The organism is Acidovorax sp. FG48 (genome assembly GCF_057809085.1).
This window is the reverse complement of sequence record NZ_JBMDJH010000020.1, coordinates 18,294-42,046: the sequence shown is the minus strand read 5'-3', so window position 1 is coordinate 42,046 and position 23,753 is coordinate 18,294. Positions and strand designations below refer to the sequence as shown.

At 66.1% G+C, this 23,753-nt stretch carries 22 protein-coding genes; 5 read left to right on the top strand and 17 right to left on the bottom strand.

Features of this window, described 5'->3' with window-relative positions:
• Positions 1–2: 2 nt before the first annotated feature.
• From ACODSU_RS21110 to ACODSU_RS21100, 3 genes are read right to left on the bottom strand one after another with little or no spacing between them, the layout of a single operon-like run.
• The gene (locus ACODSU_RS21110; RefSeq protein ID WP_488844541.1) at positions 3–1,574 is read right to left on the bottom strand and encodes a cryptochrome/deoxyribodipyrimidine photo-lyase family protein; all 1,572 of its coding nucleotides are present in this window, start codon (positions 1,572–1,574) and stop codon (positions 3–5) included.
• Between the two features lie 43 nt (positions 1,575–1,617).
• Complete coding sequence (locus tag ACODSU_RS21105) at positions 1,618–2,652, bottom strand: NAD(P)/FAD-dependent oxidoreductase (protein ID WP_488844539.1); 1,035 nt, start codon at positions 2,650–2,652, stop codon at positions 1,618–1,620.
• Positions 2,649–3,215 carry a lipocalin family protein gene (locus tag ACODSU_RS21100; protein WP_488844537.1) on the bottom strand — a complete coding sequence of 189 codons (567 nt, stop codon included), beginning with the start codon at positions 3,213–3,215 and terminating at the stop codon, positions 2,649–2,651. Before ACODSU_RS21100 ends, ACODSU_RS21105 begins: the two co-directional genes overlap by 4 nt.
• Before the next feature lie 116 nt (positions 3,216–3,331).
• Here ACODSU_RS21100 and ACODSU_RS21095 point away from each other — a divergent pair, with 116 nt between their 5' ends.
• Complete coding sequence (locus tag ACODSU_RS21095; RefSeq protein ID WP_295940833.1) at positions 3,332–3,574, top strand: glutaredoxin family protein; 243 nt, start codon at positions 3,332–3,334, stop codon at positions 3,572–3,574.
• 249 nt (positions 3,575–3,823) lie between these two features.
• On the top strand, positions 3,824–4,075 hold the full coding sequence (locus tag ACODSU_RS21090) for a DUF2789 family protein (protein ID WP_015014942.1): 252 nt from the start codon (positions 3,824–3,826) through the stop codon (positions 4,073–4,075).
• A gap of 47 nt (positions 4,076–4,122) precedes the next feature.
• On the opposite strand, the gene ACODSU_RS21085 is transcribed toward ACODSU_RS21090, so the two are convergent.
• The 14 genes from ACODSU_RS21085 to ACODSU_RS21020 all read right to left on the bottom strand — a co-directional run bounded on the left by ACODSU_RS21085 (position 4,123) and on the right by ACODSU_RS21020 (position 21,039).
• Positions 4,123–4,998, bottom strand: coding sequence for an alpha/beta fold hydrolase (locus ACODSU_RS21085; protein ID WP_488844535.1), 876 nt, complete (start codon positions 4,996–4,998; stop codon positions 4,123–4,125).
• A gap of 175 nt (positions 4,999–5,173) precedes the next feature.
• Complete coding sequence (locus ACODSU_RS21080; protein WP_488844533.1) at positions 5,174–6,340, bottom strand: ABC transporter substrate-binding protein; 1,167 nt, start codon at positions 6,338–6,340, stop codon at positions 5,174–5,176.
• Between the two features lie 98 nt (positions 6,341–6,438).
• Positions 6,439–8,595, bottom strand: coding sequence for a D-(-)-3-hydroxybutyrate oligomer hydrolase (locus tag ACODSU_RS21075; protein WP_488844531.1), 2,157 nt, complete (start codon positions 8,593–8,595; stop codon positions 6,439–6,441).
• 93 nt (positions 8,596–8,688) lie between these two features.
• Positions 8,689–9,762, bottom strand: a complete 1,074-nt coding sequence (locus ACODSU_RS21070; protein ID WP_060986968.1) for a branched-chain amino acid ABC transporter permease — start codon at positions 9,760–9,762, stop codon at positions 8,689–8,691.
• A gap of 16 nt (positions 9,763–9,778) precedes the next feature.
• Positions 9,779–10,765, bottom strand: coding sequence for a branched-chain amino acid ABC transporter permease (locus ACODSU_RS21065; RefSeq protein ID WP_056640195.1), 987 nt, complete (start codon positions 10,763–10,765; stop codon positions 9,779–9,781).
• Between the two features lie 115 nt (positions 10,766–10,880).
• Positions 10,881–11,618 (bottom strand): ABC transporter ATP-binding protein, encoded by a 738-nt coding sequence (locus ACODSU_RS21060; RefSeq protein ID WP_488844529.1) that lies wholly within the window; start codon positions 11,616–11,618, stop codon positions 10,881–10,883.
• On the bottom strand, positions 11,615–12,397 hold the full coding sequence (locus tag ACODSU_RS21055) for an ABC transporter ATP-binding protein (protein ID WP_015014949.1): 783 nt from the start codon (positions 12,395–12,397) through the stop codon (positions 11,615–11,617). Before ACODSU_RS21055 ends, ACODSU_RS21060 begins: the two co-directional genes overlap by 4 nt.
• Before the next feature lie 82 nt (positions 12,398–12,479).
• A complete protein-coding gene (locus ACODSU_RS21050; RefSeq protein ID WP_488844527.1) occupies positions 12,480–13,964 on the bottom strand; it encodes an extracellular catalytic domain type 2 short-chain-length polyhydroxyalkanoate depolymerase in 1,485 nt (494 codons plus the stop codon).
• A 201-nt stretch (positions 13,965–14,165) separates the two neighbouring features.
• A complete protein-coding gene (locus ACODSU_RS21045) occupies positions 14,166–15,359 on the bottom strand; it encodes a substrate-binding domain-containing protein (RefSeq protein ID WP_488844525.1) in 1,194 nt (397 codons plus the stop codon).
• Between the two features lie 151 nt (positions 15,360–15,510).
• Positions 15,511–17,022, bottom strand: a complete 1,512-nt coding sequence (locus ACODSU_RS21040) for a sigma-54 interaction domain-containing protein (RefSeq protein WP_488844523.1) — start codon at positions 17,020–17,022, stop codon at positions 15,511–15,513.
• Positions 17,023–17,156: 134 nt separating this feature from the next.
• The gene (locus ACODSU_RS21035; RefSeq protein WP_488844521.1) at positions 17,157–17,786 is read right to left on the bottom strand and encodes a DUF2325 domain-containing protein; all 630 of its coding nucleotides are present in this window, start codon (positions 17,784–17,786) and stop codon (positions 17,157–17,159) included.
• A gap of 202 nt (positions 17,787–17,988) precedes the next feature.
• Positions 17,989–19,494 (bottom strand): tripartite tricarboxylate transporter permease, encoded by a 1,506-nt coding sequence (locus ACODSU_RS21030; RefSeq protein ID WP_488844519.1) that lies wholly within the window; start codon positions 19,492–19,494, stop codon positions 17,989–17,991.
• Positions 19,495–19,558: 64 nt separating this feature from the next.
• Complete coding sequence (locus tag ACODSU_RS21025) at positions 19,559–20,080, bottom strand: tripartite tricarboxylate transporter TctB family protein (protein ID WP_060987085.1); 522 nt, start codon at positions 20,078–20,080, stop codon at positions 19,559–19,561.
• Positions 20,080–21,039: a Bug family tripartite tricarboxylate transporter substrate binding protein gene (locus tag ACODSU_RS21020; RefSeq protein WP_015014956.1), complete on the bottom strand. Its 960-nt coding sequence runs from the start codon at positions 21,037–21,039 to the stop codon at positions 20,080–20,082. The genes ACODSU_RS21025 and ACODSU_RS21020 overlap by 1 nt, the downstream gene beginning before the upstream one ends.
• A 129-nt stretch (positions 21,040–21,168) precedes the next feature.
• Here ACODSU_RS21020 and ACODSU_RS21015 point away from each other — a divergent pair, with 129 nt between their 5' ends.
• From ACODSU_RS21015 to ACODSU_RS21005, 3 genes are read left to right on the top strand one after another with little or no spacing between them, the layout of a single operon-like run.
• Positions 21,169–21,852: a response regulator transcription factor gene (locus tag ACODSU_RS21015; protein WP_043566725.1), complete on the top strand. Its 684-nt coding sequence runs from the start codon at positions 21,169–21,171 to the stop codon at positions 21,850–21,852.
• Positions 21,849–23,309, top strand: a complete 1,461-nt coding sequence (locus tag ACODSU_RS21010; RefSeq protein ID WP_488844516.1) for a sensor histidine kinase — start codon at positions 21,849–21,851, stop codon at positions 23,307–23,309. The genes ACODSU_RS21015 and ACODSU_RS21010 overlap by 4 nt, the downstream gene beginning before the upstream one ends.
• A complete protein-coding gene (locus ACODSU_RS21005; protein WP_488844514.1) occupies positions 23,306–23,734 on the top strand; it encodes an RNA-binding S4 domain-containing protein in 429 nt (142 codons plus the stop codon). The genes ACODSU_RS21010 and ACODSU_RS21005 overlap by 4 nt, the downstream gene beginning before the upstream one ends.
• Positions 23,735–23,753: the final 19 nt, after the last annotated feature.

Sequence of the window (23,753 nt, the reverse complement as noted above, 5' to 3'; positions counted from 1 at the left end):
GTTCAAAAGTCCAGGGTTTGCTGCTGGGGGTGCTGGGCGGCGTTGCGTGCGCGAGCCCGGGCGCGTGCCTGGGGGCCGCCTCCATCGCGAAACTGGCGGGAGCCGTGCTTTTCCACAATCGCAGCCTGGGCGGCGCGCACGGCGGGCTGGGCGCGCAGGCCGTGCACGCGGGCCTTGGCCGTGCGGGTGGTGGTGTCCAGGTCTACCAGCGGCACGGCAATGTCGTGGCCCACGCGCACGCCGCAGCGGGCCTGCACATCGGGCGGCATGCGCCAGGGCTCCAGCAGCCAGGCATCGGGCACGCGGCGCAAGGCGGGCAGCCACTGGCGCACAAAGTGGCCGTGGGGGTCGTGGTCTTGCGCCTGCTTGATGGGGTTATAGACGCGGGTGGTATTGATGCCGGTGGTGCCCGCCTGCATTTGCATCTGGCTCCAGTGGATGCCGGGCTCGTAGTCCAGAAACTGGCGGGCCAGCCATTCGCCCACGGGCCGCCAGTGCAGCCACAGCGGGTACGAGGCCACCGACACCAGCATGGCCCGCATGCGGAAGTTGACCCATCCCGTCTCGCGCAGCATCGCCACGCAGGCATCCACCATGGGCCAGCCGGTGCGCCCGGCCACCAGGGCCTCGAAATGGGCGGGGTTCCATTCCCCTTCGCGCAGGCCGTTGTAGCCCCGGTGCAGGTTGTGGTGCTCCAGCGCGGGTTCGGATTCGAGCTTCTGAATGAAATGGCAGTGCCAGTGCAGGCGGCTCATGAAGGCGGTGAGCCCCTTGCGCTGCCATGCGGCTCCAGGCTCGGTGCTGGATTTGAGTTGCTGCTGGCGGCGCTGGGTGGCCTGCACTACCTCGCGCATGCCCAAGCAGCCCAGGGCCAGGTAGGGCGAGAGGCGCGAGCAGGCACTGGGCGAGGTGAGCGGCGATGAGATGCCGCCCCGATAGCCCTGGCTGCGCTCTGCCAAAAATTCTTGCAGCACGCGCAGACCTTCCTTTCGGCCGCCGCGCTGGCGCTGGGGTGGGTCGTGCGCAGCCAAGCCCAGCGCGGCCCCGCTGGGCCAGGGCTGTGAGGGCCACGGCAGCGTGCGGCTTTGCAGTGCACCTGCTGCGGGGGCGAGCACCACGGGCGAATGCATGAAGGTTTGCCAGTGCTGTTGCCAGTCATTGCGCGAGCGCAGGCGGCGCACCACGCCGTGCTGGGGCCATTCGCGCCAGGCCACGCCCTGCGTGCGGCACCAGCGCCCCACGGCCACGTCTCGTGCGTAGGTGTGGGCGTTGCCCGTTTCTTCGTGTGCCACCAGGGTGTGGAAGGGGGCCAGCGCGTGCAGGCGGGCCAGCACGTCCACCACCTCGCCCACGGCCACTTGCAGCGTGGCACCCCGCCGGTGCAGGGCTTGGGCCAGGTCGTGCAGGCCTTCTTGCACAAAGTGGTAGTGCTGCAGCGCGGCATCGGGCTGCGCCCACAGGCTGGGCTCAATCACATACAGACACAGCACCGGGCCACTGGCGGCAGCGTGGTGCAGCGGCGCGTGGTCATGCACGCGCAAGTCGCGTTTGAACCAGACGACGGTGTAGCTCATGCCCTGCTTTGCCCTGCGCCGCTCTGGCCCCGTCAGCCCGCGATCAGCCCGCCACGGCGCGGGCCAGCGACTGGCCGCTGAGCCATGCGCCCTCGACCTTGCCGCCGCTGATCCAGTCGCCGCACATGCCCAGCTGCGCGTCAGCATCCCGCCAGTAGCCCAGCGTGAGGGCGGGCTCGGTGTCGGCATAGCGCCAGCGGTGGGCCGTGGCTTGCACCTGCGTAGGTGCGGGGCCGCCCAGTGCCTGGAAGGCGGCGAGCAAGGTGGCGGTCACGCTGTCGGCAGCGTCTTCAATATGGGCATCGCTCCACTCGGGGCTGGCGTGCAACAACCATGTCTCCGTGCCCGCGGGGGCTGTGCGGCCGGGCTTGCTGCTGTCGCGCGCCACCCAGCGCAGCGGGCCGGTGTTGATGAAGGCACCGTCCCACAGCAAGGTCAAGGGTGCGGGGCAACGCACCATCACGGCCCAGCTGCCGCGCATGCGTGCGCTAGCAGCCACCGCAGCGCCTGTGGGGGCTACGGGGTGCAGCAAGGGCACAGCTTGCGGGGCGGGCACGGCCAGCAGCACGGCGCTATAGCGCTGCGGGTGCAGGCCATGCTCGGCCGAGGCAATGGCCCAGCCATCGGCATGGCGCTCCAGCTTTTGGACGGTGGTTTGCCACTGCGCCAGCGCGCTATCGCCCGCCTGCTGCAGGCTTTGCACCAGCCAGCCCGCGGGCGATGTCATGCGGGGGGTGCCCACAAAGCGCTCCAGCGGGGTGGCGGGCGTGGTCCACGCTGTGCCGTCAAAGCTGGCCATGCGTGCGTCCCACAGAGCGGCGACACCAGCCTGCTGCCAGCGGGCGACTTCAGCGCGGAACTGCGGATCGCGCGCGGTGAAGTACTGCGCGCCGTGGTCGCACTGCCAGGGGCCTGCAGCGTCTTCAGCGCGGCGCGTGCTCATGCGGCCCGAGGGACCGCGGCTCTTGTCGAACACATGCACCGCGTGCCCCGACTGCAGCAGGGCTTGTGCGCACGACAGGCCCGCCAGGCCTGCGCCGATGACGGCGATGGGAAGTTTGGGAATGGGTGCGCTCATGGCTGCGGATCGGTGCGGTCGTGGGTCACCCAGATGAGGGCCTGCGTGTCGATGCCCAGTGCCTGAGCGCGGGCGATGAGCTGCTCGCGAACGGCAGGGGCCAACTGCTTGGTGCGCGACAGAATCCAGCAGTAACTGCGGTCTGGCCCCACCACCAGCGCCCATTGGTAGTCGGCATCGAGCGCGGCCACGTGGTAGCCGCCGTAGAACGGGCCAAAGAACGAGACCTTGAGCGACGCCGTGTTGGTATCGCCCGTGAATTGGGCCTTGCCTTCGGCCTGCCGCCAGTCGTTCTTGCCAACGTCAAAACCCCGGTTCAACACACGCACGCTGCCGTCGCTCTGTCGCTGGTACGTAGCGCTCACGTCGGTCATGCCACGTTCAAAAGAGTGGTCGAGCCGGGCCACCTCGTACCAGCGGCCCTCGTACCGCGCCAGGTCAAATGGCGTGACGGGGGTGATGCCGGAGGGCGGAGTGGTGGAGGAGCAACCGACCAACGCGAGCACCAGAGCTGTGGTCACCAGCAGCACGGAACGGCGCACCCAAGGGAATATCAAGGACATAAATTACCAATCAGTCACAAAACAAACCGAATGGTAAACCACTCCACCTGCGTCGGGGTGCGGGCCTGTGAGTTGCCGTGCCGAGGCGCCCGCTCCACGCCCCGTAAACTCGCACCATGACCCTTCAAATCACCGTGTATTCCAAGTCCGCCTGCCCGCAGTGCGAGTCGGCCAAGATGCTCCTCAAATCCCGTTCGCTGCCCTACGAAGAAATCAAGATCGATGACGAGGCCGAGCGCCTGGCGTTTTATGCCAAGTGCGGCCCCTCGGTGCGGCAAATGCCGCAGATTTTCATCAACGACCAGCGTGTGGGTGGGCTGGCTGGCCTGCAAGCTGCGCTGGCACAACTGGGCCTCTGAAGGTTCGGGCAAGCCCCTGGCAGCACCTGCAGCGTGGCGGCTGCGGTGCTGGCACTGGCTGTGGGCCAGCTCCCCTCATGTGCCCTATGCCTTTGAACAGGTTCTTCAGCGGCATGGAGACAGCCCAACAACTCCGAGACCGTCCTACATTCCGCCGGGCCGGCCCATGCTGCAATAGCGCTCTGGCCACGGAGGCGGGCGATAGCCGCCGCGTGATCAATCTTCACCCCACACACCAAGGATGCACCCATGGAAACCGGTATTCACACCATGTCCGACCTGTTTGACCAACTGGGACTGCCGTCCGACGAGGCGTCGATGACCACGTTCATCGCAACGCACCGCACGACGGCTGTTAATTTCACGCTGCCGGATGTGGCGGTGTGGTCGCCCGCCCAGGCCAAGTTCTTGCGCGAAGCGATTGCGGCGGATGCCGACTGGGCCATCCCTGCCGAGCAGCTGAGCCAGGCCTTGGGCTGCGGGCCCGGCGTGCCACGCTGACGGCCTCAGCGCGGGCGAGTATGCGGGCGGGCGAACGGGCAAACGGGCTATTGCCCGCCTGGCGCACTGGCCAGAAACCCGTCCACCAGCGCGTAGTGCTCGGGCACATTGAGCGCCGGGGCATGGCCGCAGCCGGCCACCTCCACCACCTGCGCCTGGCCACGTGATCCCGGGCCCCGGGTCAACATTTCGGCCGTGACGTCTGGCAACACCAGATCGGACTCGGCCCCGCGCAGGCACAACAAGGGAATGTCGAGCGCGTCGTAGTGGTCCCAGATCAGGTAGTCGTTGGTGTGGTGGGTGAACTGCTGCACCATGGCGGGGTCGTAATGCGGCGTGACACGGCCGTCTGGCAGGCGGCGGGTGCTGCTCTCGGTGAGCAGGCGCCACTGCTCATCGCTGAGCCAGCCGTACGGCTTGTATACCTGCCGAAAGAACGCCTCCAGCTCCTTCACCGTGTCGAATGCAGGCGGATGGCCTGCATAGGCCTTGATGCGTTCCAGCGCGGCGTCGGCCAGGCGCGGGGCGTTGTCGTTGAGCAGCAGGCTCTGGATGCGGCCCTTGAGCTGCGGCTCGAACAATCCCGATGCGCAGACCGTACCGATGGCCCCGCCCATCGATGTGCCCACCCAGTGCGCTTTCTGAATGCCCAGCTGGTCAAACAGGTCGGCCGCGATGCGCGCGTAGAACGACAGGCGGTACTCGTCCTGCGGCGCACGCGCCCACTGACTCAGGCCCCGTCCCAATGTGTCGGGACAGATCACGCGGTAGCGCGATGCCAGGTGGGCGGCCAGCGGGTCCATGTCGCGGCCGGTGCGCGCCAGCCCGTGCCACGCGATCACCACCGGGGCATCCGGCGCGCCCCACTCCATGTAATGGATTTCATAGCCAGCGCAGGTGGCGTAGCGCGATAACGGAGTCATGGTGGTCAACCTTGTGAGTCGGTGGATAGATGCAGGCTGCGGACACAACAACCTGTGGACGGGTAGCGGCTCACAAAACTCAGCGAAGCGGTCCTGGCTAGGCGTTGCGTGGCAGACAGTACTGAAAGTACGGCAAGACGCAACAACGACGCCAGGAGAGTTTTTTGAGCCGCGCTCATTTCATGAGGCGGCCGTTGCTGCCGATGACAGTGACCTCGACATAGCGCGAGCCGATGCGGTTGGTGGGCGAATAGCCCAGCGTGATGCCGCCGAGGTCATAGCTTTGCAGTGACTCCAGCGCCTTCACGACCTTGGCGCGTGTGGGCGCCGGCCCGGCGCGGCGCAGGGCCTCGACCAGCACCTTGGCCCCGAGGAACTGCTCGAAGCTGGTGTAGTTGACCTCGGCATCGGGCGCGTACTTTTTCAGCAGCGTCTGGTACTCGCGCACCACGGGCAGTTGCGGCCGGTAGGGGTACGGCACCACTTGGCTGATGCCCAGGCCGTGCGCGTTCTTGAGGCCCGCGAGCTTGACCAGCTCCGTCGGGTCCACCACCGAGATGTTGTACAGCTGCGCGCCGCCGCCCTGCTCGCGGTAACGCTGGATGAAGGCCGCCGCGGGCTTGTTCACCGCAATCATGATGACCGCGTGCACATCGGCGGCCTTGATGGCCTTGACGGCGTCGTCCACCTTGTCTGTATTGCGCTCATAGCCCGCAGACACCACGAGCTTGAGGCCACGCTTGGCCAGCGCCGCCTCCACCCCCGCAAGGCCCGCCTTGCCAAACCCGTCGTCCTGGTACATCACGGCCACACGATTCATGCCCAGCGTGGTGAGCTGCTGCACCATGTGCTCGGTTTCGTCGGCATAACCGGCACGCACATGAAAGATCCACGGGTTGAACGGGTTGCGCAGCGACTCGCCCCCCGTGTACGGCGCCACCAGTGCGGCGCCGCCCTGCTCCAGAACGCCATCGGCCAGCAGTTGGGTGATGTTGGCCGTGCCTGCAAAGCCGTACAGCGCCACCACTTCGGGCTTGGCCAGCAGCTCGCGGGTGCGGGCCACCGTGTCCGCCACCTTGTAGCCATCGTCGGCCACCGCCTGGCGAATGCTGGCGCCGTGCACGCCACCCTGTGCATTGACCCAGTCAAAATAAATCTTGCCGCCCAGCACCATCTGCGCGCCGGTGCTGGCCAGCACGCCAGACAGCGGGGCCACCTGCCCCACCACCACATCGGCGGCCCGCGCGGGGGCCAGCGCCCCCACGACCAGTGCCAACGCCATCGGTCCACCCCACCGCAGGGTGGCCGACACGCGGCCTACCCAACTCTTCACAGTGTTCATTGCTTCCGTCCTTGTGATGACTGCGCCTGGAATGGCCCGGGGCATGCACCTGCAGTGCACGGGCCCCGGGCTTCCACAGAGGTCGTTCAGCGTCCTGGTCAGTCAGGGATGGAGATGGCGCCCGCCGTGATGGCAATGGCGTTGGCGGCAGCGGGCGTGGTGGCCAGCGGCGGCACGTTGGCTGCGGTGATGGCCGGTGCGCTGCCCGGTGTGCCGCCACGTGGCACCGTGCGCACCACCTGGCTGGCGGGCAGCGCCTTGCCGTTGGCGAGGTGGTCGTACACGGCGTCGAGCGCGTGGTTCAGGTACACGTGCAGCGGCACATAACGGCTGTCATAACCCGGCAGCACGGTGGGCAAGCCGATGAAGCTGTCGAAGTGCTGGGCATTGGCCACTTCCACATAGCTGAGCTTGCTGGCGGCGCCTTCGACCTTCTTGTTCAGCGCAGCGTAGGGGCGCGAGGTGTGGCTCACGGGCAGCAGTGCATCGGCACGGCCATGCACGATCACGGCGGGCTTGCCGCGCAGGTTACCGTTGCGGCGGGTTTCCTGAACACCGGCCTGCAGCTTCTTGGCAGCAGCGTCGTTGCCGGTGACGAGGTTGCGCAGGCACAGCGCACCGCTCAGGTTCCAGTCGGCCACGCCAGCATCCGACACCGACAGGAAGTCGCGTGCCGGCCCCAGCTTGCCCAGGTTGTTGACCAGGTTGATGCCGCCCGATGGAGGCACACCATTGCCGGTGGCAAACATGCCAGCCAGGGCTGCGGGTGCCAGTGATGTCACCGCGCCCGTAGCCGCTGTCGCCGCGTAGCTGAAGCCGCACAGGTGGTCCTTGACACTGGCACGCGACAGGCTGTTGGCGAAGGTGAGGGCCACCGCCGGAGCGACTTCAAAAGCAGCCAGCGACGCATGCAGGTCGTTGGACTCCGGCTCCCAGCCGTAGGCGCGCAGCTTTTGCAAAGCCTCCTCGGCCTGCGTGGCCGTGGTGGAGGCCGTGAGCAGGCCTGCCGCCTTGAGCGAGGCACAGCGATTGGGCGCAATCGGCAGGGCCGCACTGCCAAAGCCGGCGGCAAAAGCGGCAGCGTAGGGGCTGGTGCTGACCGATGGCGCCAGCGATGCGCAGGCCTGGTACAGATTGGCGTAGGTCGTGAAGTCCACCAGCGTCTTGCCGGTGACGGCCACTTCAGAACTGCCACGGCGCACGGTGACACCGGGGTTGGAGGGCATCTCGATGGCAGGCTCGGACACGGCCACGCCGCTGATCAGGCCCTGCGTGTCCAGCTCGGCCGCGGCAATCGCTGAACCGCCACCATTGGAGATGCTGGATGCAATCACGATGGTGTTGGCCGGGGTCAGCGTCTTGAGGCGCTGGCCCGCTGCATCGGTGGCGCCATAACGTTGGTTGAGCACGTAGTAGCCAAACTCCACGGCCTGCAAGGTGGTGGTGCCCCAGTCCTTTTCAGAGTTCTGGCCCGAATGCGCGTGCTTGAAGGCAAAACGATTGGGCGTGGCGGTGTTGAAAGCGGCCAGCTCGGTGGCCGTGAGGCCCGCGTTGAAGGCTGCGGCCTTGCCCGCTGCGGCGGCCATGGTGCGCGTGCCGTCCATCAGCGGTACGGTGTCGTTTTGCAGGTCGTGCGGAGCACCGCCCGTGCCCTTGTCAGAGTACGCCACGGCGCAGCCCTTCTTCAGGCCCCACTCGCCGGTGGAGATGCCGCCGTACACACCGCGCGAGCCCGACGCCGTCGCGGTGATCATGCAGGGCTTCTTGGGGTCGAAACTGGCAGGTACCTGCACCATGAGGGTGACGTTCTTGCGGCCTGTGCCGTCATCGGCAAACGCGATGTACTCAGTGCCCGCCACCTTGCCTTCGCCGGTGGTGACCTTGCCCTGCGCGTCCACATTGGGGCCATACAGCGTGCCGTAGCCACCGGCCGCCGTCATGTCGAGCATGGCGCGGTAGTTGGTGTGGATGGCGGTGCGGCGCAACTCGGCTGCGGTGGGCTTGAGCGGGTCAGCATAGGCTGGTGGCACGGCGGCCGCCAGCCCCGTGGCGCCCAGGCCAGCCGTCAGCAGGTCGTTGCTGGTGCCGTCGTACGTGGACTCGCTGATGGCGCCCAAGTAGGCGGGCTTGGTGTTGAGTGCGGCGCTGTCGCCATCACTGCCGCCGCAGGCAGCCAACACCGCAGCGGCCAGCACTGCGGGAACGAACGGACGAGAAAAGGGACGAAAACGCGGGTTCTTCATGCTCATCTTCATGTGCTTGTCTCCTGGAGTTTTTTCTTTGCGTCTTTGTTGCACAGCTCACCCACACACCCAGGCCACGCCAGTCACCCGGCGCGGCCGGGCCACTCACCCCACCTTGCGCGCAGCTGCCGCGCGCAGGCGCCCCACCACACCGGTGGGGAAGTAGTAAACGGACAGAACGAACAGCACGCCCAGCCACAGCAGCCAGCGGTCAGGCGACAGCAGCGCAGACAGCCAGGGCAGGCCTGAGGCGGCCTCGCTGCCAAGGCGCAGCAGATCCTGCAGGTAGCTTTGCGCCACCAGGAAGAGCACGGCGCCAATGGCCGAGCCATAGATCGTGCCCATGCCGCCGATCACCACGATGAGCAGGCAGTCCATCATGATTTCGAAGCTGAGCGAGGTGTCCGGCCCGTTGTAGCGCAGCCAGAGCGCCAGCATGGCACCCGCCATGGTGGCAAACAGTGCCGACAGCACGCTGGACGTGGTGCGGTACACCACCACGCGGTAGCCAATGGCCTCGGCGCGAAACTCGTTCTCGCGGATGGCCTGCAGCACGCGGCCGAAGGGCGAGTTGACGATGCGCAGCAGCGCCAGCACCAGCGCCACGGCCGTGACGAAGAGCAGGTAGTAGCAGATCAGCCGCCCATCAATGCTCACGCCCAGGAAGGGGTCGTCAAACGGCTCGAAGCTGGGCGAAAGGAACTCGGGCACCTTGAAGGTCAGGCCGTCTTCGCCGCCGGTGATGTCCGACAGTTGCGAGGCCAGTGTCTGGAACGCGGCGGCCACGGCCAGCGTGATCATGGCAAAGAAGATGGCCCGCACGCGCAGCGAGAACAGCCCCACCGCGAGCGACAGCAGCAGCGAAAGCACCAGCGCGCCTGCCAGCCCCACCAGCAACGCCGACCACGTGGGCCCCATGCGGGTAGTGGCCACGGCAATGCCGTAGGCCCCGATGCCAAAGAACATGGTGTGCGCAAAGCTCACGATGCCGGTGTAGCCCAAGAGCAGATCGAAGCTGGCGACCAGCACCACAAAGATCAGCACCTTGGCTGCCACGGACAGCGCCTTGACACCCGGGAAGAGGAACGGCGCGAACGCCAGGCCCAGAAAGATGGCCACCAGAATCACCGCCAGCACCTTGCTGCGCGGATAGTCGCCAGAGAGAAGTCGGTTCAGCATGTCAGTCGGCTCCTCATCAGCGGTTGGCCACGGGATAGACGCCCTGCGGACGCCACAAGAGAATGGCCACCATCAACGCGATGTTGGAGAACAGCGCCACCTTGGGCACCAGGAAGCCGGTGTAGTTGGCCATCAGCCCCACCAGCAGCGCACCGATGAGCGCGCCGCCGGTGCTGCCCAGGCCGCCGATGATGATCACGATGAAGATCAGCACGTTGACCTGTGCGCCCATCTGGGGCACCACGTTCTGCTGGTACAGACCCCACATCACGCCGCCCAGGCCCGCCAGGGCCGAGCCCACCACGAACACACCCACAAACAGGCGGCGGATGCGGTAGCCCAGGCTTTCGACCATCTCGCGGTCTTGCACACCCGCGCGGATCAGCAGGCCGACCTTGGTGCGCGACAGCGTCCAGGCCAGCACACCAAACACCAGCAGGCCCACGGCCACCGCCACCAGGCGGTACTTTTCGATGGCCGCATCGCCCACCAGCAGCGAGCCACGCATGCCCTCGGGCAGCGGCAGCGGGATCTGCGCGGGGCCCCAGATGACCTTGATGAGTTCTTCACCAATGATCATGCCGCCCATGGTGATGAGAATCTGCTTCAGGTGCTGGCCGTACACGGGGCGCACGATGAAACGCTCGAACGCCAGGCCCACGGCGCCTGCTACGGCCATGGCCACCACCATGGCGGGCAACACGGCCATCAGGTTGCGCCACAGCTCGGCGCTCTGGGTGTAGTCGCCCATCGCGCCCAGCACGCTGGTGGCCACAAAGGCGCCAAGCGCTATGAACACGCCATGGCCGAAGTTCAGCACGTCCATCAGGCCAAACACCAGCGTGAGGCCCGAGGCGATGATGAAGATGATCATGCCCATGGCCAGCCCCGCCACCGTGAGCGTGAGCCAGGTGCTGGGCGAGCCGATGAAGGGCAGCACCAGCAGCGCCAGCGCCGGCACCAGCGCCAGCGGCTTCCAGTCGAAATCGCGGGTGATGCTCATGCCCGACCTCCAGCAGCTACTGCCGCACCACGCACATCAGCTACATATTTGATAGCTGCCACGGCAATAGATACCTGCGCTACCGCCCGAAAACACCTGAAATTGCTCATACGACTCATAGCGCCAACCCCAGCAGCGAGCGCTGCAGTTCTTCGTCTTGCGCCAGTGCGGCCATGCTGCCCGCATGCACCACCTGGCCGTTGTCCATCACGGCCACGGTGTCACCCAGCCGCTTGGCAAAGTTGATGTTCTGCTCGACGAGCAGGATGGTCACGCCGCTCTTCTTGAGCTGGTCGAACGCATCGATCATGTTGTTGATGATGGCGGGCGCGAGGCCCTTGCTGGGCTCATCGACGATGAGCAGATCGCGCGGCTCGACGATGGCGCGGCTCACGGCCACCATCTGCTTCTGGCCGCCGCTGAGCTTGCCGGCGGGGTGGTTCCAGAACTTCTCCACGGCGGGGAAGAGCTTGAAGATCCACTGCAGCCGCGCCTCGTCCATCTGCGCAGAGTTGCGCGCGCTGCGGGCGGCCAGCAGCATGTTTTCCTTCACCGTGAGGTCGGCAAAGATGCCCATGTTCTCGGGCACATAGGCGATGTTCATGCCCGCAATGGCGGGAGTGTTCATCGCCGTGATGTCTTTGCCGCCAAAGTGGATGGAGCCCTTCGACGCATGCCACAGGCCCATGATGGTGCGCAGCGTGGTCGTCTTGCCCGAACCATTGCGGCCCAGCAGCATGGTGAGCTGGCCCTTGGGCACGGCCAGATCCACGCCGTGCAGGATGTGGTACGCGCCGATGTGGGTGTGCACACCCTTGAGTTCGAGCAGGTTGGTCGTTGGCGTCGTGCTCATGCGGCCTCCTTCTCTGCGTCCTTGGAGACGCCCAGGTAAGCCTCTTGCACCACGGGCGATGCAATCACCTCGGCCGGTGGGCCGTCGGCCACCAACGTGCCGTTGGTGAGCACGATGATGCGGTCGGCCAGCTCGCGCACCACGTCCATCTTGTGCTCCACCAGCAGGATGATCTTGGTCTTGTCCTTCTTCAGCTCGCGGATCAGATTCAGGATCACGGGCGCCTCGTCATGGCTCATGCCGGCCGTGGGCTCGTCGAACATGTAGACCTGCGGCTCCAGCGCCATGAGCAGTGCCACTTCGAGCTTGCGCTGGTCGCCATGCGGCAAGCTGGCCACGGGCGTGTCGGCCCGGTCGGTCATGGCCACGGCCTGCAGGATCACGCGGGCGCGCTGGGTCAGCGCGTTGTGGTCGCTCCAGATACTCCACAGGTTCATGCCCCGGCGGTGCTTGCCTTCTTGCGTGGCCTGCACGGCCAGGCGCACATTCTCCAGCACGCTGAGGTTAGGGAACAGGTTGGTGAGCTGAAACGCCCGGCCCAGCCCGGCGTGCGTGCGTGCCGAGACGGACTGGCCCGTGAGGTCCTGCCCGCCCAGCATCACGCTGCCGCTGGTGGCCTTGAGTTGCCCCGAAATCAGGTTGAAGTAGGTGGTCTTGCCCGCGCCGTTGGGGCCCACGATGGCGGTCAGCGTGCCGGGCTCGAAAGAGCAGGTCACGCCGTTGACCGCCACATGGCCGCCGAAGCGGATGGTCAAGTCCTTGGTGGCCAAGGTGCTCATGGGTGGGGGTTCACTTTCACGGTCTGAGTCAATCGATGGAATGGGTGGGGCGCCCTGCCCTGCGGCAGCGCGCCCCGGCACTTTAGGGGCAGGTGCCGATCACGTAGTAGTTGGTGCTGGTCTGCTTCAGGGTGTTGGTGACGAACACGTTCCACAGGCCCATGTTCTGGTTGGAACCCAGCGCATAGGTGTAGCCCCCGGCGGCATACGCGCGCCCGGCCAGGGTGTGTGCATAGTTGCTGGCCGTGGTGCAGGTGGCCGTGCCGCCGCCCGATGCGGCCAGCGTGGTGCCCGATGCAGCGGCCGATGGGGCGCCTTCGGCCCCGTTGGCATCGGCAGCGCGCACTGTCCAGCTGTAGGTGGTGGAGGCAGCCAGGCCGGTGTCGGTGTAGCTGGTGGCGGTCACGGGCAGCGCGTTGACCTTGTTGGCGTTGCGGTACACGTTGTAGCTGGCCGCGCCCGTGACGGCGGCCCAGCCGATGGCCATGCTGCTGGCCGTGGCGCCCGAGGTGCTCACGCCCGTGGGGGCTGGCAGGGCTACAGGGTCGGGGGGCGTGGTGCCGCCCGTGCCGCTGGAAACGCGGTCCACCATGGCCTTGATGGCCGCCATTTGCGGGCCGGACTTCTTGGAGTAGTTGGCGCTGTCATAGCCCCACCAGTCCCAGCAGCTGTTGGTGGCTGCGGTGCTGGTCTGCGGGTACAGCATCACGATGTTGTTGGTGTCGGCCCAGCGGTTGTAGCCGGTGTTGCGCACGTACTGCTGCTGCACGTCGCTGATGTTCTGCTTGCAGCCATGCAGCACCACGTGCAGCTTGCAGGTGGCCGTGCCGCCCGCCTGGCAGGCCTGGGGCACATAGGCCCAGCCCGTGGTGGCCATGCCGTGGTTGGTGATGAATTCGCTCTGGTTGAACTCGATGTAATTGCCGGTGGGCAGGGTGGCGTTGTTGCGGGCGTTCAGCGTGCCGTACAGGTGCTGCAGCATGGCGCCGGCCAGGTCGAAGTTGCAGTCGCTGATGTAGGGCGCGCCCTTGGTGGAGCAGGCGTTGCCGTAGTCGTCCGTCACCATCGCGTGTTCTGCCGCAATGTCCTTCTTGTAGACCACGTTGGCGGCGGGCACGAAGCTGTTGTAGTAGGTGCGCAGCGCGTCCATCACCCCGGTTTTGACCACGCTGTCGAGCGTGCCCGAGAACAGGTAGACCTTGGAGTTCTGCAGATTGGCCACGGGGTCGATGACTCCCTGACTGGCCCAGGTGTTGGTGGTGCTGACCAGCGTGCTGGTGGGAATGCCTGCAGGACTGGCCATGCAGCGCCCGGTGGCGTTGACGATGGACCCTTCGGCGCAATAGAACGGGCCGCCCGCCACCACGCCCGCCCCCTTGGCAAACGTGGCCGAGTACGCCACGTGCAGTTGCACCGCCATGAAGCCGCCCGAGGACAGGCCCGACACCGTGGTCTGTGTCTTGTCGATCTTGAGTGCTGGCAGGTTGACGGCAGCGTGAACACCGCCCGCACCACAAAGTGCCATCGCAGCCCCTGCTGCAGCCGCCCGGATGAAATTGAAAGCCATGTTGTCTTGTCTCCAAATAATTTTTGAGAAAAACCGACCCAGCCCCCGTGTCAACCCGGGAGTTCATGCATCAATTCACTGGAAAAAGAGGGGCGGCCGCCCCTGCGGGATGTGCCCCGACGGAGCAGGACGGTGGTCCTGTCCGACGGGCCTCGCTAACTCACCAACTCGCCAACTCTCCGGCGGAGTCGAAAGACCGGCTTATCGCTTGTTGCGAATCGGCACGTTCATTTCTTCAGGCTTGATCTCGCGCACCAGCTCGGGCACGCCCCAGGCAAAGGCCGGGTCCACCTTGATCTTGAAGTGGTACATGCTCTGCATGGCCTGGTGGTCTTCCTTGCGGAAGGTCATCTTGCCCTTGGGGGTCTCGAAGCTCATGCCCTCCATGGTCTTGATAAGCTTGTTGGTGTTGGTGTCGCCGTTCGTGGCCTTGAGGGCCGTGACCAGTGCCATGGCAGAGCTGAAGCCACCGGCCGTGAAGAAGTCTGGCGGGGTCTTGAACTCCTTGTAGTGCGCGGCCACCATGGCTTCGTTCACGGGGTTCTTGGGAATGCCGAAGTAGTAGTACGTGGCGCCTTCCATGCCGGGGAAGTTCTTGTACGCAGCCATGGCGGGCAGGATGTTGCCGCCGGTGGCGATCTCGATGCCATAGCGCTTCAAGTCCATGTCAGCGATCTTGAACGGGTTGCCCGCGCCAGCCCAGATGATGAAGATGACCTTGCGGCCGGGCACGTCCTTGAGCTTGTCGATCAGGCGCTGGGCACCGGCGGTGAAGTCGGTGGTGGTGGTGGGCAGGTATTCCTCGTGCACCAGCTTGGCGTTCTTCAGCGCGTCCTTGAAGGCCTTCACGCCGTCACGGCCAAAGGCGTAGTCCTGCGCCAGCGTGGCTACCGTGACGCCGGCCTTGTCGATGGCCACGGCGTTGGAGATGGCGTCCTGGCTACTGTTGCGGCCGGTGCGGAAGATGTACTTGTTCCACTTGTCGCCGGTGATGGCGTCGGCCACGGCGGGCTCGACCAGCAGGATCTTCTTGTATTCCTCGGCCACGGGCAGCAGGGCCAGGGCCACGCCGCTGGAGGTGGGGCCGACGGCGATGTCGGCCTTGTCGTCCGAGTAGGCGGAGGCCAGCAGGCTCTTGCCCAGGTCGGGCTTGCCCTGGTCGTCCTTCTCGATCACGACGAGCTTCTTGCCATTGACGGTCATGCTGCCGCCGGTGGCGTAGTTCAGGCCCATCATCAGGCCGGTCTGGGTCTGCTTGCCGTAGGCTTCCAGCGGGCCGGTCTTGCTGTAGATGTGGGCGATGCGGATTTCGCTGGTCTGCGCGAACGCGGGGGCAGAAAGTGTGGCGGCGGTAACGGCTGCGGAAGCGAGGGCGACCAGAGTGCGACGTTGCATGGCGATGTCTCCTGTTGTGATGCTTCTTTATTGCACAGTCTGTGCCAGCATCCAAGTGCTTGATTTCAAAGATACTTTTACTGACACCTTGGCGACACTGACTGATTTCAATACACATCAAATGTCCAATAATTAGACATTTGTCTGATTTTTATTCAGGGTTTTCCAGACGTCCATAGAGCGTGGCGCGCGAGATGCCCAGCTGCCGTGCGGTGGCCAGCTTGTTGCCGCCATGGGCCTTCAGGGCGGCGGCAATGGCCTTGCGCTCCAGCTCGGCCACCTGCTCGGCCAGCGGGCGCAGGTAGCGGCTTTCGTCGTCGGCATCGATGGCGTGGCCAGGGTCCTGCACCGGGGCGGGGGCGGCGGGCTCCACGCCGGCCTCGCGCAGGATGCGCTCCAGCTGCGCGGCGTCGATGGACTGGGAGTCGCTGCGCATGACCGCCTGCTCCAGCACATTGCGCAGCTCGCGGATGTTGCCGCGCCAGGGCTGGCCCGCCAGCAGGGCCATGGCGTCCGGCAGCAGCTCGGGCGGTGCGGTGCCGTTGCGCAGGGCCAGGTCTTCACCCAGGGCTTCGACCAACGCAGGGATGTCGCTGCGCCGCACCCGCAGCGGCGGCACGCGCACGGGCAGCACATGCAGGCGGTAGAACAAGTCCTCGCGAAACTTGCCCTCGCGCACCAGCGCGGCCAGGTCGCGCGAGGTGGCGGCCAGGATGCGCACATTGAAGGGCACAAGCTTGTTGCTGCCCAGCGGCTCGATCTCGCCCTCTTGCAGCGCGCGCAGCAGCTTGGCCTGCAGGCTCTGCGGCATGTCGCCGATTTCGTCGAGGAACAGCGTGCCGCCATCGGCCAGCTTGAACTTGCCGTCGCGGCCCTTGCGGTCGGCGCCGGTGTAGGCGCCCGGCGCCACGCCAAAGAACTCGGCTTCGAGCAGCGTGTCGGGCACGGCGGCGATGTTCACGCTGACGAACGGACCACTGGCGCGGCTGGACGCTGCGTGGATCGCATGGGCCAGAAGCTCCTTGCCGGTCCCCGTCTCGCCCAGCAGCAGCACAGGGCTGGTGGACTGCGCTGCACGGCGCGCCTGGCGCTTGACCTCGGCCGCCGCGGGGCTGGAACCGATGAAGCTGGCAAAGGTGTACTTGGACCGCCGCTCGCCATCGCCCGCCACCGCGAGGCTGCGGCGGCGCTGGCTGGCCAGCTCGCGCCGGGCGTCGTCCAGGTCGCGCTGCAGCAGCGCAAACTTGCTGATGAGCGGCTGCAGCGTGGTCTCGGGGTGGTCGAACAGCACGATGCCGATGGCACCGATCACGCGGTCCGCATCGTCGCGCAGCGGGATGCGGCTGACCACAAAGGTGCCCGCCTTGTTGGTGAGCAGGTCGATCAGCACGGGCTGGCCGGTCTCCAGCACGCGGCGCATCTGGGTGTTGGGGATGACCTCTTCCACCGTGCGGCCGACGAACTGGTCCACTGACGAAAAACCAAGGTCCGGCAGAAAGCGCTGATAGCCCTCGTTCACCCACACGATGCGTCCGCTGCGGTCCACCAGGAACATGCCCTGGCTGACGCTGGAGAACAGCTGGAACATGGAGCGTGCCGCCAGTTCCAGAATGCCCTGGGCATCCAGCGGCAGTGCGGGGGCGTCGTCGGTGAGAAGGGGCATGGGCGGATGGTAGCGCGGAGGTGCGTGCGGATCCCTGTCCCTGCCACGGTCATCGGGAGGACAGCGCGTAGCCCTCAGCCATTTGCTACTCTATTTATAGCATTCAAGGCATGATTTATCTGCGCATCAGGCATTTACTGCACCTTGTCAGCCGCCTGACGCTCTTCGGTATGCCCCCACTGCAGCACCACTGCGGACGGCGGCTGCACCGGCTGCGCCGCCAGGGGCTGGGCCATCAGGATGCAGGTCTTGCCGGTGCGGCGGCAATGGTCCTGCACCCGCCAGTACTGGTCATGGCTGATGCAGCCGGTCTGGCAAATCACCCAGTCTGCGGCCGCCAGGCTGGTATGCAGTGCCACGTCGCAGATGACTGGCGCGTCCTCCTCGATAGCCACCTCTTTGCATGGGTGCGCGCTCTGGGGTGCTGCAGGGGCCTGAGACGACGCACCCGGCATCGAAGCAGCCAGCTTCCATCGCAGGCACTCGCGCGACAAGGCAGTGATGCGCTCCGCCAGCACGGCGATATGGCGGGCCATGGACTGTCGCCGCGGCAGGCCCGGCTGAGCCGCCTGCCACTGTGCCAGGGCATCCTGCGCCCACGCGAGGCGCGTATCCCGGATGATCACTGCAGCACGCAAGCGCATCACCTCCGCCGACAGCGCTTCCAGTTGCGCGGCCTGAGCGGCCACCAGCTTGCTGCAGCGTTGCTGCGCCTCACCCCACTGCCTGCACAACGCCATAAATTCCTGGGGAAGTGAATCCATGCACCACCTTGCAAATAAGAATTATTCGCATTTTATGTTATCATCCAGCCCCGTTGAGCAAGTCTCCTGGTGGGGAGGCTCGGGATCTACAACCCGGTGCCAGACTTGCCACAACAACCCAAGCTGAAAACAAAAAACCGCGCCCTGGAGCGCGGTTTTTTTACGTGCAGCGTGCGCCACGAGTGCGCAGACGCAGGGGCCTCTATGAAGACGCCAGCTTGCGTGCCGCCATGCGGCGCATCACGCGCGGAACGATCAACACCAGCGCCACGATCACCACCAGCGTGAGCGACATCGGGCGCTGCAGGAAGATCCACCAGCTGCCCTCGCCCAGCGCCACGGCGTTGCGCATCTGTGCCTCGGCCAAGGGGCCCAGGATCATGCCCACCACCACCGGCGCGGTCGGGAAGTCGAACCGGCGCATCACCACACCCAGAATGCCGATGGCATACAACAGGAACAGGTCGAACGCGCTCTGGCGCATGCCGTAGGCCCCCACCGTGGCGAAGATCAGGATGCCTGCGTACAGCTGCGGGCGTGGCACCTTCAGCAGCTTGACCCACAGACCCACCATCGGCAGGTTGAGCACCAGCAGCATGATGTTGCCGATGTACAGCGAGGCGATCAGCGCCCACACCAGCGCCGCCGAGCTGGAGAACAGCTGCGGGCCCGGGTTGATGCCGTAGTTCTGGAACGCGCCCAGCAGCACGGCCGTGGTGTTGCTGGTGGGAATGCCCAGCGTCAGCAGCGGGATCAGCGCAGCCGTCACGGTGGCGTTGTTCGCCGCCTCGGGGCCGGCCACGCCTTCAATGGCGCCCTTGCCCCCAAACTCTGCCTTGTCCTCGCCCTTGGCCAGCTTCTTCTCGGTGGCGTAGCTGAGGAAGGTGGGGATCTCGGTGCCGCCCGCAGGGATACAGCCAAACGGTGTGCCAATGAGGGTACCGCGCAGCCAGGCGGGCCAGGACCGTTTCCAGTCCCGTGCGGTCATGTGCACACGGCTCATCTTGTTCTGCGTCTCGTTCACGCTGCCTTCGTAAATGGCAGCGTAGAGCACCTCCGCCACGGCAAACAGCCCCACGGCCACCAGCACGATGTCGATACCGTCCAGCAACTCCATCTGGCCTGCGGTGTAGCGCGCGGCACCAGAGATCTGGTCCATGCCTACGCAGCCCAGCGCCAGCCCCACAAAGAGGGCTGTCATGCCGCGCAACGCGCTCTGGCCGAGCACCGCGCTGACAGTGGTGAAGGCCAGCACCATCAGCATGAAGTATTCCGGCGGCCCCAGCTTGACGGCAAATTCCGCAACGCCCGGTGCGAACAGCGTCACGACCACTGTGGCAATGGTGCCCGCCACGAAGGAGCCAATCGCCGAGGTTGCCAGCGCCGCACCGGCGCGGCCACTCTTGGCCATCTTGTTGCCCTCCATCGCGGTCACCATACTCGCCGTCTCCCCCGGCGTGTTCAGCAGGATCGACGTGGTGGACCCTCCATACATGGCGCCGTAGTAGATGCCGGCAAAAAAGATCATCGAGGCCGTGACCTCGACCTTGGCGGTAATGGGCAGCAACATGGCCACAGCCACAGCGGGCCCGATGCCAGGCAGCACGCCCACGGCCGTCCCGAGGGCACAGCCCACCAGCGCCCACAGCAGGTTGGCGGGCGTGATGGCGGTGGCAAAGCCAGCCAGAAGCGCATCAAAGATTTCCATCAGAACCTCTTCTTGATGTTGTTGTCAGGGGTCTTGCCGGGCTGCGGCAGAGGATGCGGCGGCCTTACAGCCAGCCCGTTCCCGTCAGGCCCGGCAGGTTGATGGCGAGAAACTGCGTGAAGGCCCAGAACACGGGCGCCGAGATCGCCAGCCCGGTCAGCACATCCTTCACCCACGTACCGACGGAGCCAGCTTGGGGCTGCCGTGCTGCGCGGCGAAGGCCTTGCACGGCCAGCACGTAGCAAATCGTGCAGCTCACGATGAAGCCCACGGTGCCGATCAATGCGGCGTTGACCAGAAGGCCTGCAGACACCCACACGAAAGAACCGATGTCGGCCTTGGGGTGCCCGCTGGCTTCGGACATCTCGCGGTAGCCGCCAGTGCGTGCCTCCCACACGAGCCACGCGCCGCAAATGGCCAGCACCACGGTACACAGCCACGGCAGAAAGTTGGGACCGACGCCGCCGTAGCCGGCCTCGCCGGAAATCTGCAAGGCGCCGAAGGCCATGCCTCCGGCCACCAGCAGCACACCGGCGCCGACGATGGTCTGCGCGCGCGGCGATGGAATGGTGCTGCCTTCAGTCATCACACCATCCCGGACTTGACCATGGTGGCGCGCAGGCTGGCGAATTCCTGGTCCACGAAGCTGGCAAACGCATCGCCAGCCATCCACGCGGGGGTCCAGTCGTTCTTGGCCAGCGCCTCGCTCCAGGCCTTGCTCTTCGTGGCCTTCTCGATGGAGGCGATCAGCGCGTCACGCTGGGCCTTGTCGATACCGGGAGCACCGTACACACCACGCCAGTTGCCGATCTCGACGTTGATGCCCTGCTCCTTGAGCGTGGGCACCTCGACGCCCTTGAGGCGCTTGCCGGACGTGACCCCGATGGCCCGCATCTTGCCCGCAGCGATGTACTCGGCAAACTCGCTGTAGCCGCTGCCGCCGATGGTGACGTTGCCGCCCAGGATGGCGGCAGTTGCCTCGCCGCCCCCACGGAACGCCACGTAGTTGATCTTGGCCGGGTCCACACCCACTTCACGGGCAATCATGGCGGCTGCGATGTGCTCGGTGGAGCCGCGCGAGCCGCCGCCCCATTTCACGCTGCCAGGGTCCTTCTTGAGCTGGTCCACCACATCCTTCATGGACTTGAAAGGCGAGTTGGAAGGCAGCACAAACACGTTGTATTCGCTGGTCAGGCGTGCCAGCGGCGTGACCTTGTCCAGGCCCACCGGGGGCTTGCCCGTGATGATGCCGCCCAGCATCACCGCACCCATCACCATCACGGCGTTCGGGTCGCCCTTGCTGCCGTTGACGAACTGCGCCAGACCGATCGCGCCGGCGGCACCGCCCTTGTTGTCATAGGTGACCGAGCTGGCAACCCCTGCGTCCTGCATTGCCTTACCCAACGCGCGACCGGTGGTGTCCCAGCCTCCACCCGGGTTGGCGGGGATCATCATCTTGATGGCAGATGCCGTCTGGGCCGAGACGGGCAGCGCACCCGCTGCGGCCAGGGCGGCCAGGGATTTCAGAAAGGTATCGCGACGCATGGTGTCTGTCTCCTGATAAGGTTTGCGAACCGCCCGATGATGCGCGCGCTGCCTGTCAAACGGCTGTCCTCAGACTCAGGGAAAACACTCATGCGCGGGGCCCGACGAGACGGTGCTATGGTGCCGCGCATGCAATTGCTCCTTGTAGAAGACGACCCCACCATGCAGGCCACGCTGCACCGCGCGCTGACCCGGCGCGGCATGGAGGTCACAGCCGTGGGCGACGGGCGCGCGGCGCTCAGCCAGTGGACCGCGCTGCAGCCCGATGCCGTCATCCTGGACCTGACCCTGCCCGGCCTGGACGGCCTGCAAGTGCTGCAGCAGGCCCGGTCGCGCGGCCTGCGCACCCCTGTGCTCATCCTGACAGCGCGCGGCACCGTCGGCGACCGGGTGATGGGCCTGAACGCCGGAGCCGACGACTACCTGCCCAAACCTTTTGACCTGGACGAACTGGAGGCCCGTCTGCGCGCCCTAGTGCGCCGCAGCGCAGACCCCACAGTGGCGCCCCTCGCCCCCAGCACCGTGCAGATCGGCGCCATCCGCTACGACAAGGACAGTGGCGCCCTGTACCTCCACGGCGAGGTGATGGAGCTCACACCGCGCGAACTCGCTTTGATGCACGCCCTGCTGGCCCAGCCCGGCCATGCGGTGACCAAGGAAAGGCTGTATGAGCTGGTGTTTCCGGGCCAGCTGGACGTGCAATACGAAGCCATCGAGGTCGTGGTGTACCGGCTGCGCAAAAAGCTGGCCGGCACGGGCCTGACGTTGATGACGCTGCGCGGCCTGGGCTACCTGCTGCGGGCCGACACATGAGCCCCAAAGGCGTGCGCCACCACTCGCTAAGGCGGCGCCTGCTGCTGGGCATCTTGCTGCCGGTGGTGCTGTTCATTGGCTTCAACACCTGGAGCCTGTACCACCAGACCCTGGCATCCCTCAACACGGCCTACGACCGCACCCTGCTGGCATCCGCCAAGAGCATCAGCGAACAGCTGGATGTGAAGGGTTTTGACGAGGAGGCGCAGCTGCGCGCCATCGTGCCCTATTCCGCGCTGGAGGCCTTTGAAGCCGACAACCAGAGCCAGATGTTCTACCGCGTCTCGACCCTGAAGGGCGAGATGGTGTCGGGCTTTGAAGACCTGCCGATGTGGCATGGCAGCATCCCTGCCCGCCCGCCCTATGCGGCCTTGGTGGACTTTTACGACGACCGCTTCCGCGACCGCGATGTGCGCGTCGCCGTGCTGCTGCAGCCGGTGGCCAGTTCCCAGGGGCGGGCCATGGCGGTGATCCAGGTGGCCGAGACGCTGGAGGTGCGCGAAACCCTGGCCCTTCAGATCCTGCGCAACACCCTGCTGCGCCAGGCACTGCTGATCGCGGTGATCGCCTTCACCGTGGTGCTGGTGGTGCAGCGCGCCACCCAGCCCGTTCGCCAGCTCAGCCAGCAGCTGCAGGCCAGGCGCGAAGGTGACCTGAGCCCCATCGCCGCCCCGCTGGCCCCGCGCGAGCTGCAACCGCTGGTGGACGCAACCAACGAGGTCATGCAGCGCCTGCGCCACCTGCTGCGGCACCAGAAGCGCTTTGTGCGTGATGCATCGCACCAGTTGCGCACGCCGCTGGCCGTGCTCAAGACCCAGGTGCAGTCCGCCCTGCATGGCGATGTGGAGCCACAGCAAGCCCTGCACGAAATCAGCGACACCGTGGACCGCGCCACGCTACTGGCCAACCAGATGCTGGCCCTGGCCAAGGTGGAGCAACTGCGCCAGCAAAGCGCGCCGCCCGCTACCCGGTTCGACGAGGTCCTGCGCGCAGTGGCACTGGAAATTTCGCCGCTCATCGCCCAGCGCGACCTCGACTTCGGCATCCACACCGAACCCGCGCTGGTGCAGTCCCACGAATGGATGCTGCGCGAGCTGAGCCGCAACCTGCTGCACAACGCCGTGCGCCACGCACCACCGGGCAGCGAGCTGACCGTGGACCTGCGCAGCGACGGACGGCATGTGGCGCTCACGATCAGCGACCACGGTCCGGGCATTGATGACGAACTGGCGGCCCGCCTGTTCCAGCCCTTCTCGGCGGGCGACGTGCGCACCGGCAGCGGCCTGGGTCTGGCCATCTGCCATGAGATCGTGCAGGCGCTGGAAGGCAGCATCGCGCTGACCAACCGGGTCCAGGGCCACAAGGTGACCGGGCTGGATGCGGTTGTCCGCCTGCCACTGCCTGCGCCCCTGGCTGACAGCGCATCGGTGGCACAAACGGCACAATCTCGCCCATGAACACGCTGGAGACGATGCGGCTGGACAAATGGCTCTGGTGCGCCCGCTTTTACAAAACCCGCAGCCTCGCCACGGAAGAAATCGGCAAGGGCCGGGTCACCGTCAATGGCCAACTGGCCAAACCTGCCCGCGACCTGCGTTGCGGCGACACCGTGGCGCTGCGCCAAGGGCCCGTGGCGCGCACCGTGCTCGTGCGGGGCCTGAGCGGCGCCCGTGGCCCTGCGCCTGTGGCCCAACAGCTGTATGAGGAAACCCCTGACAGCATCGCCGCCCGCGAAAAGGCAGCGGAAATGCGCCGACTGGCCCCCGAGCCCGCCGCCACATTGCAAGAAGGCCGCCCCACCAAACGCGACCGCCGTGAGATCGACAAGGTCCACAAAGGAAGCGATTGGGGCAGCCGATGGAGCGCATCCATCGACGAGTGACCTGTGCGAGGAGCCTGAC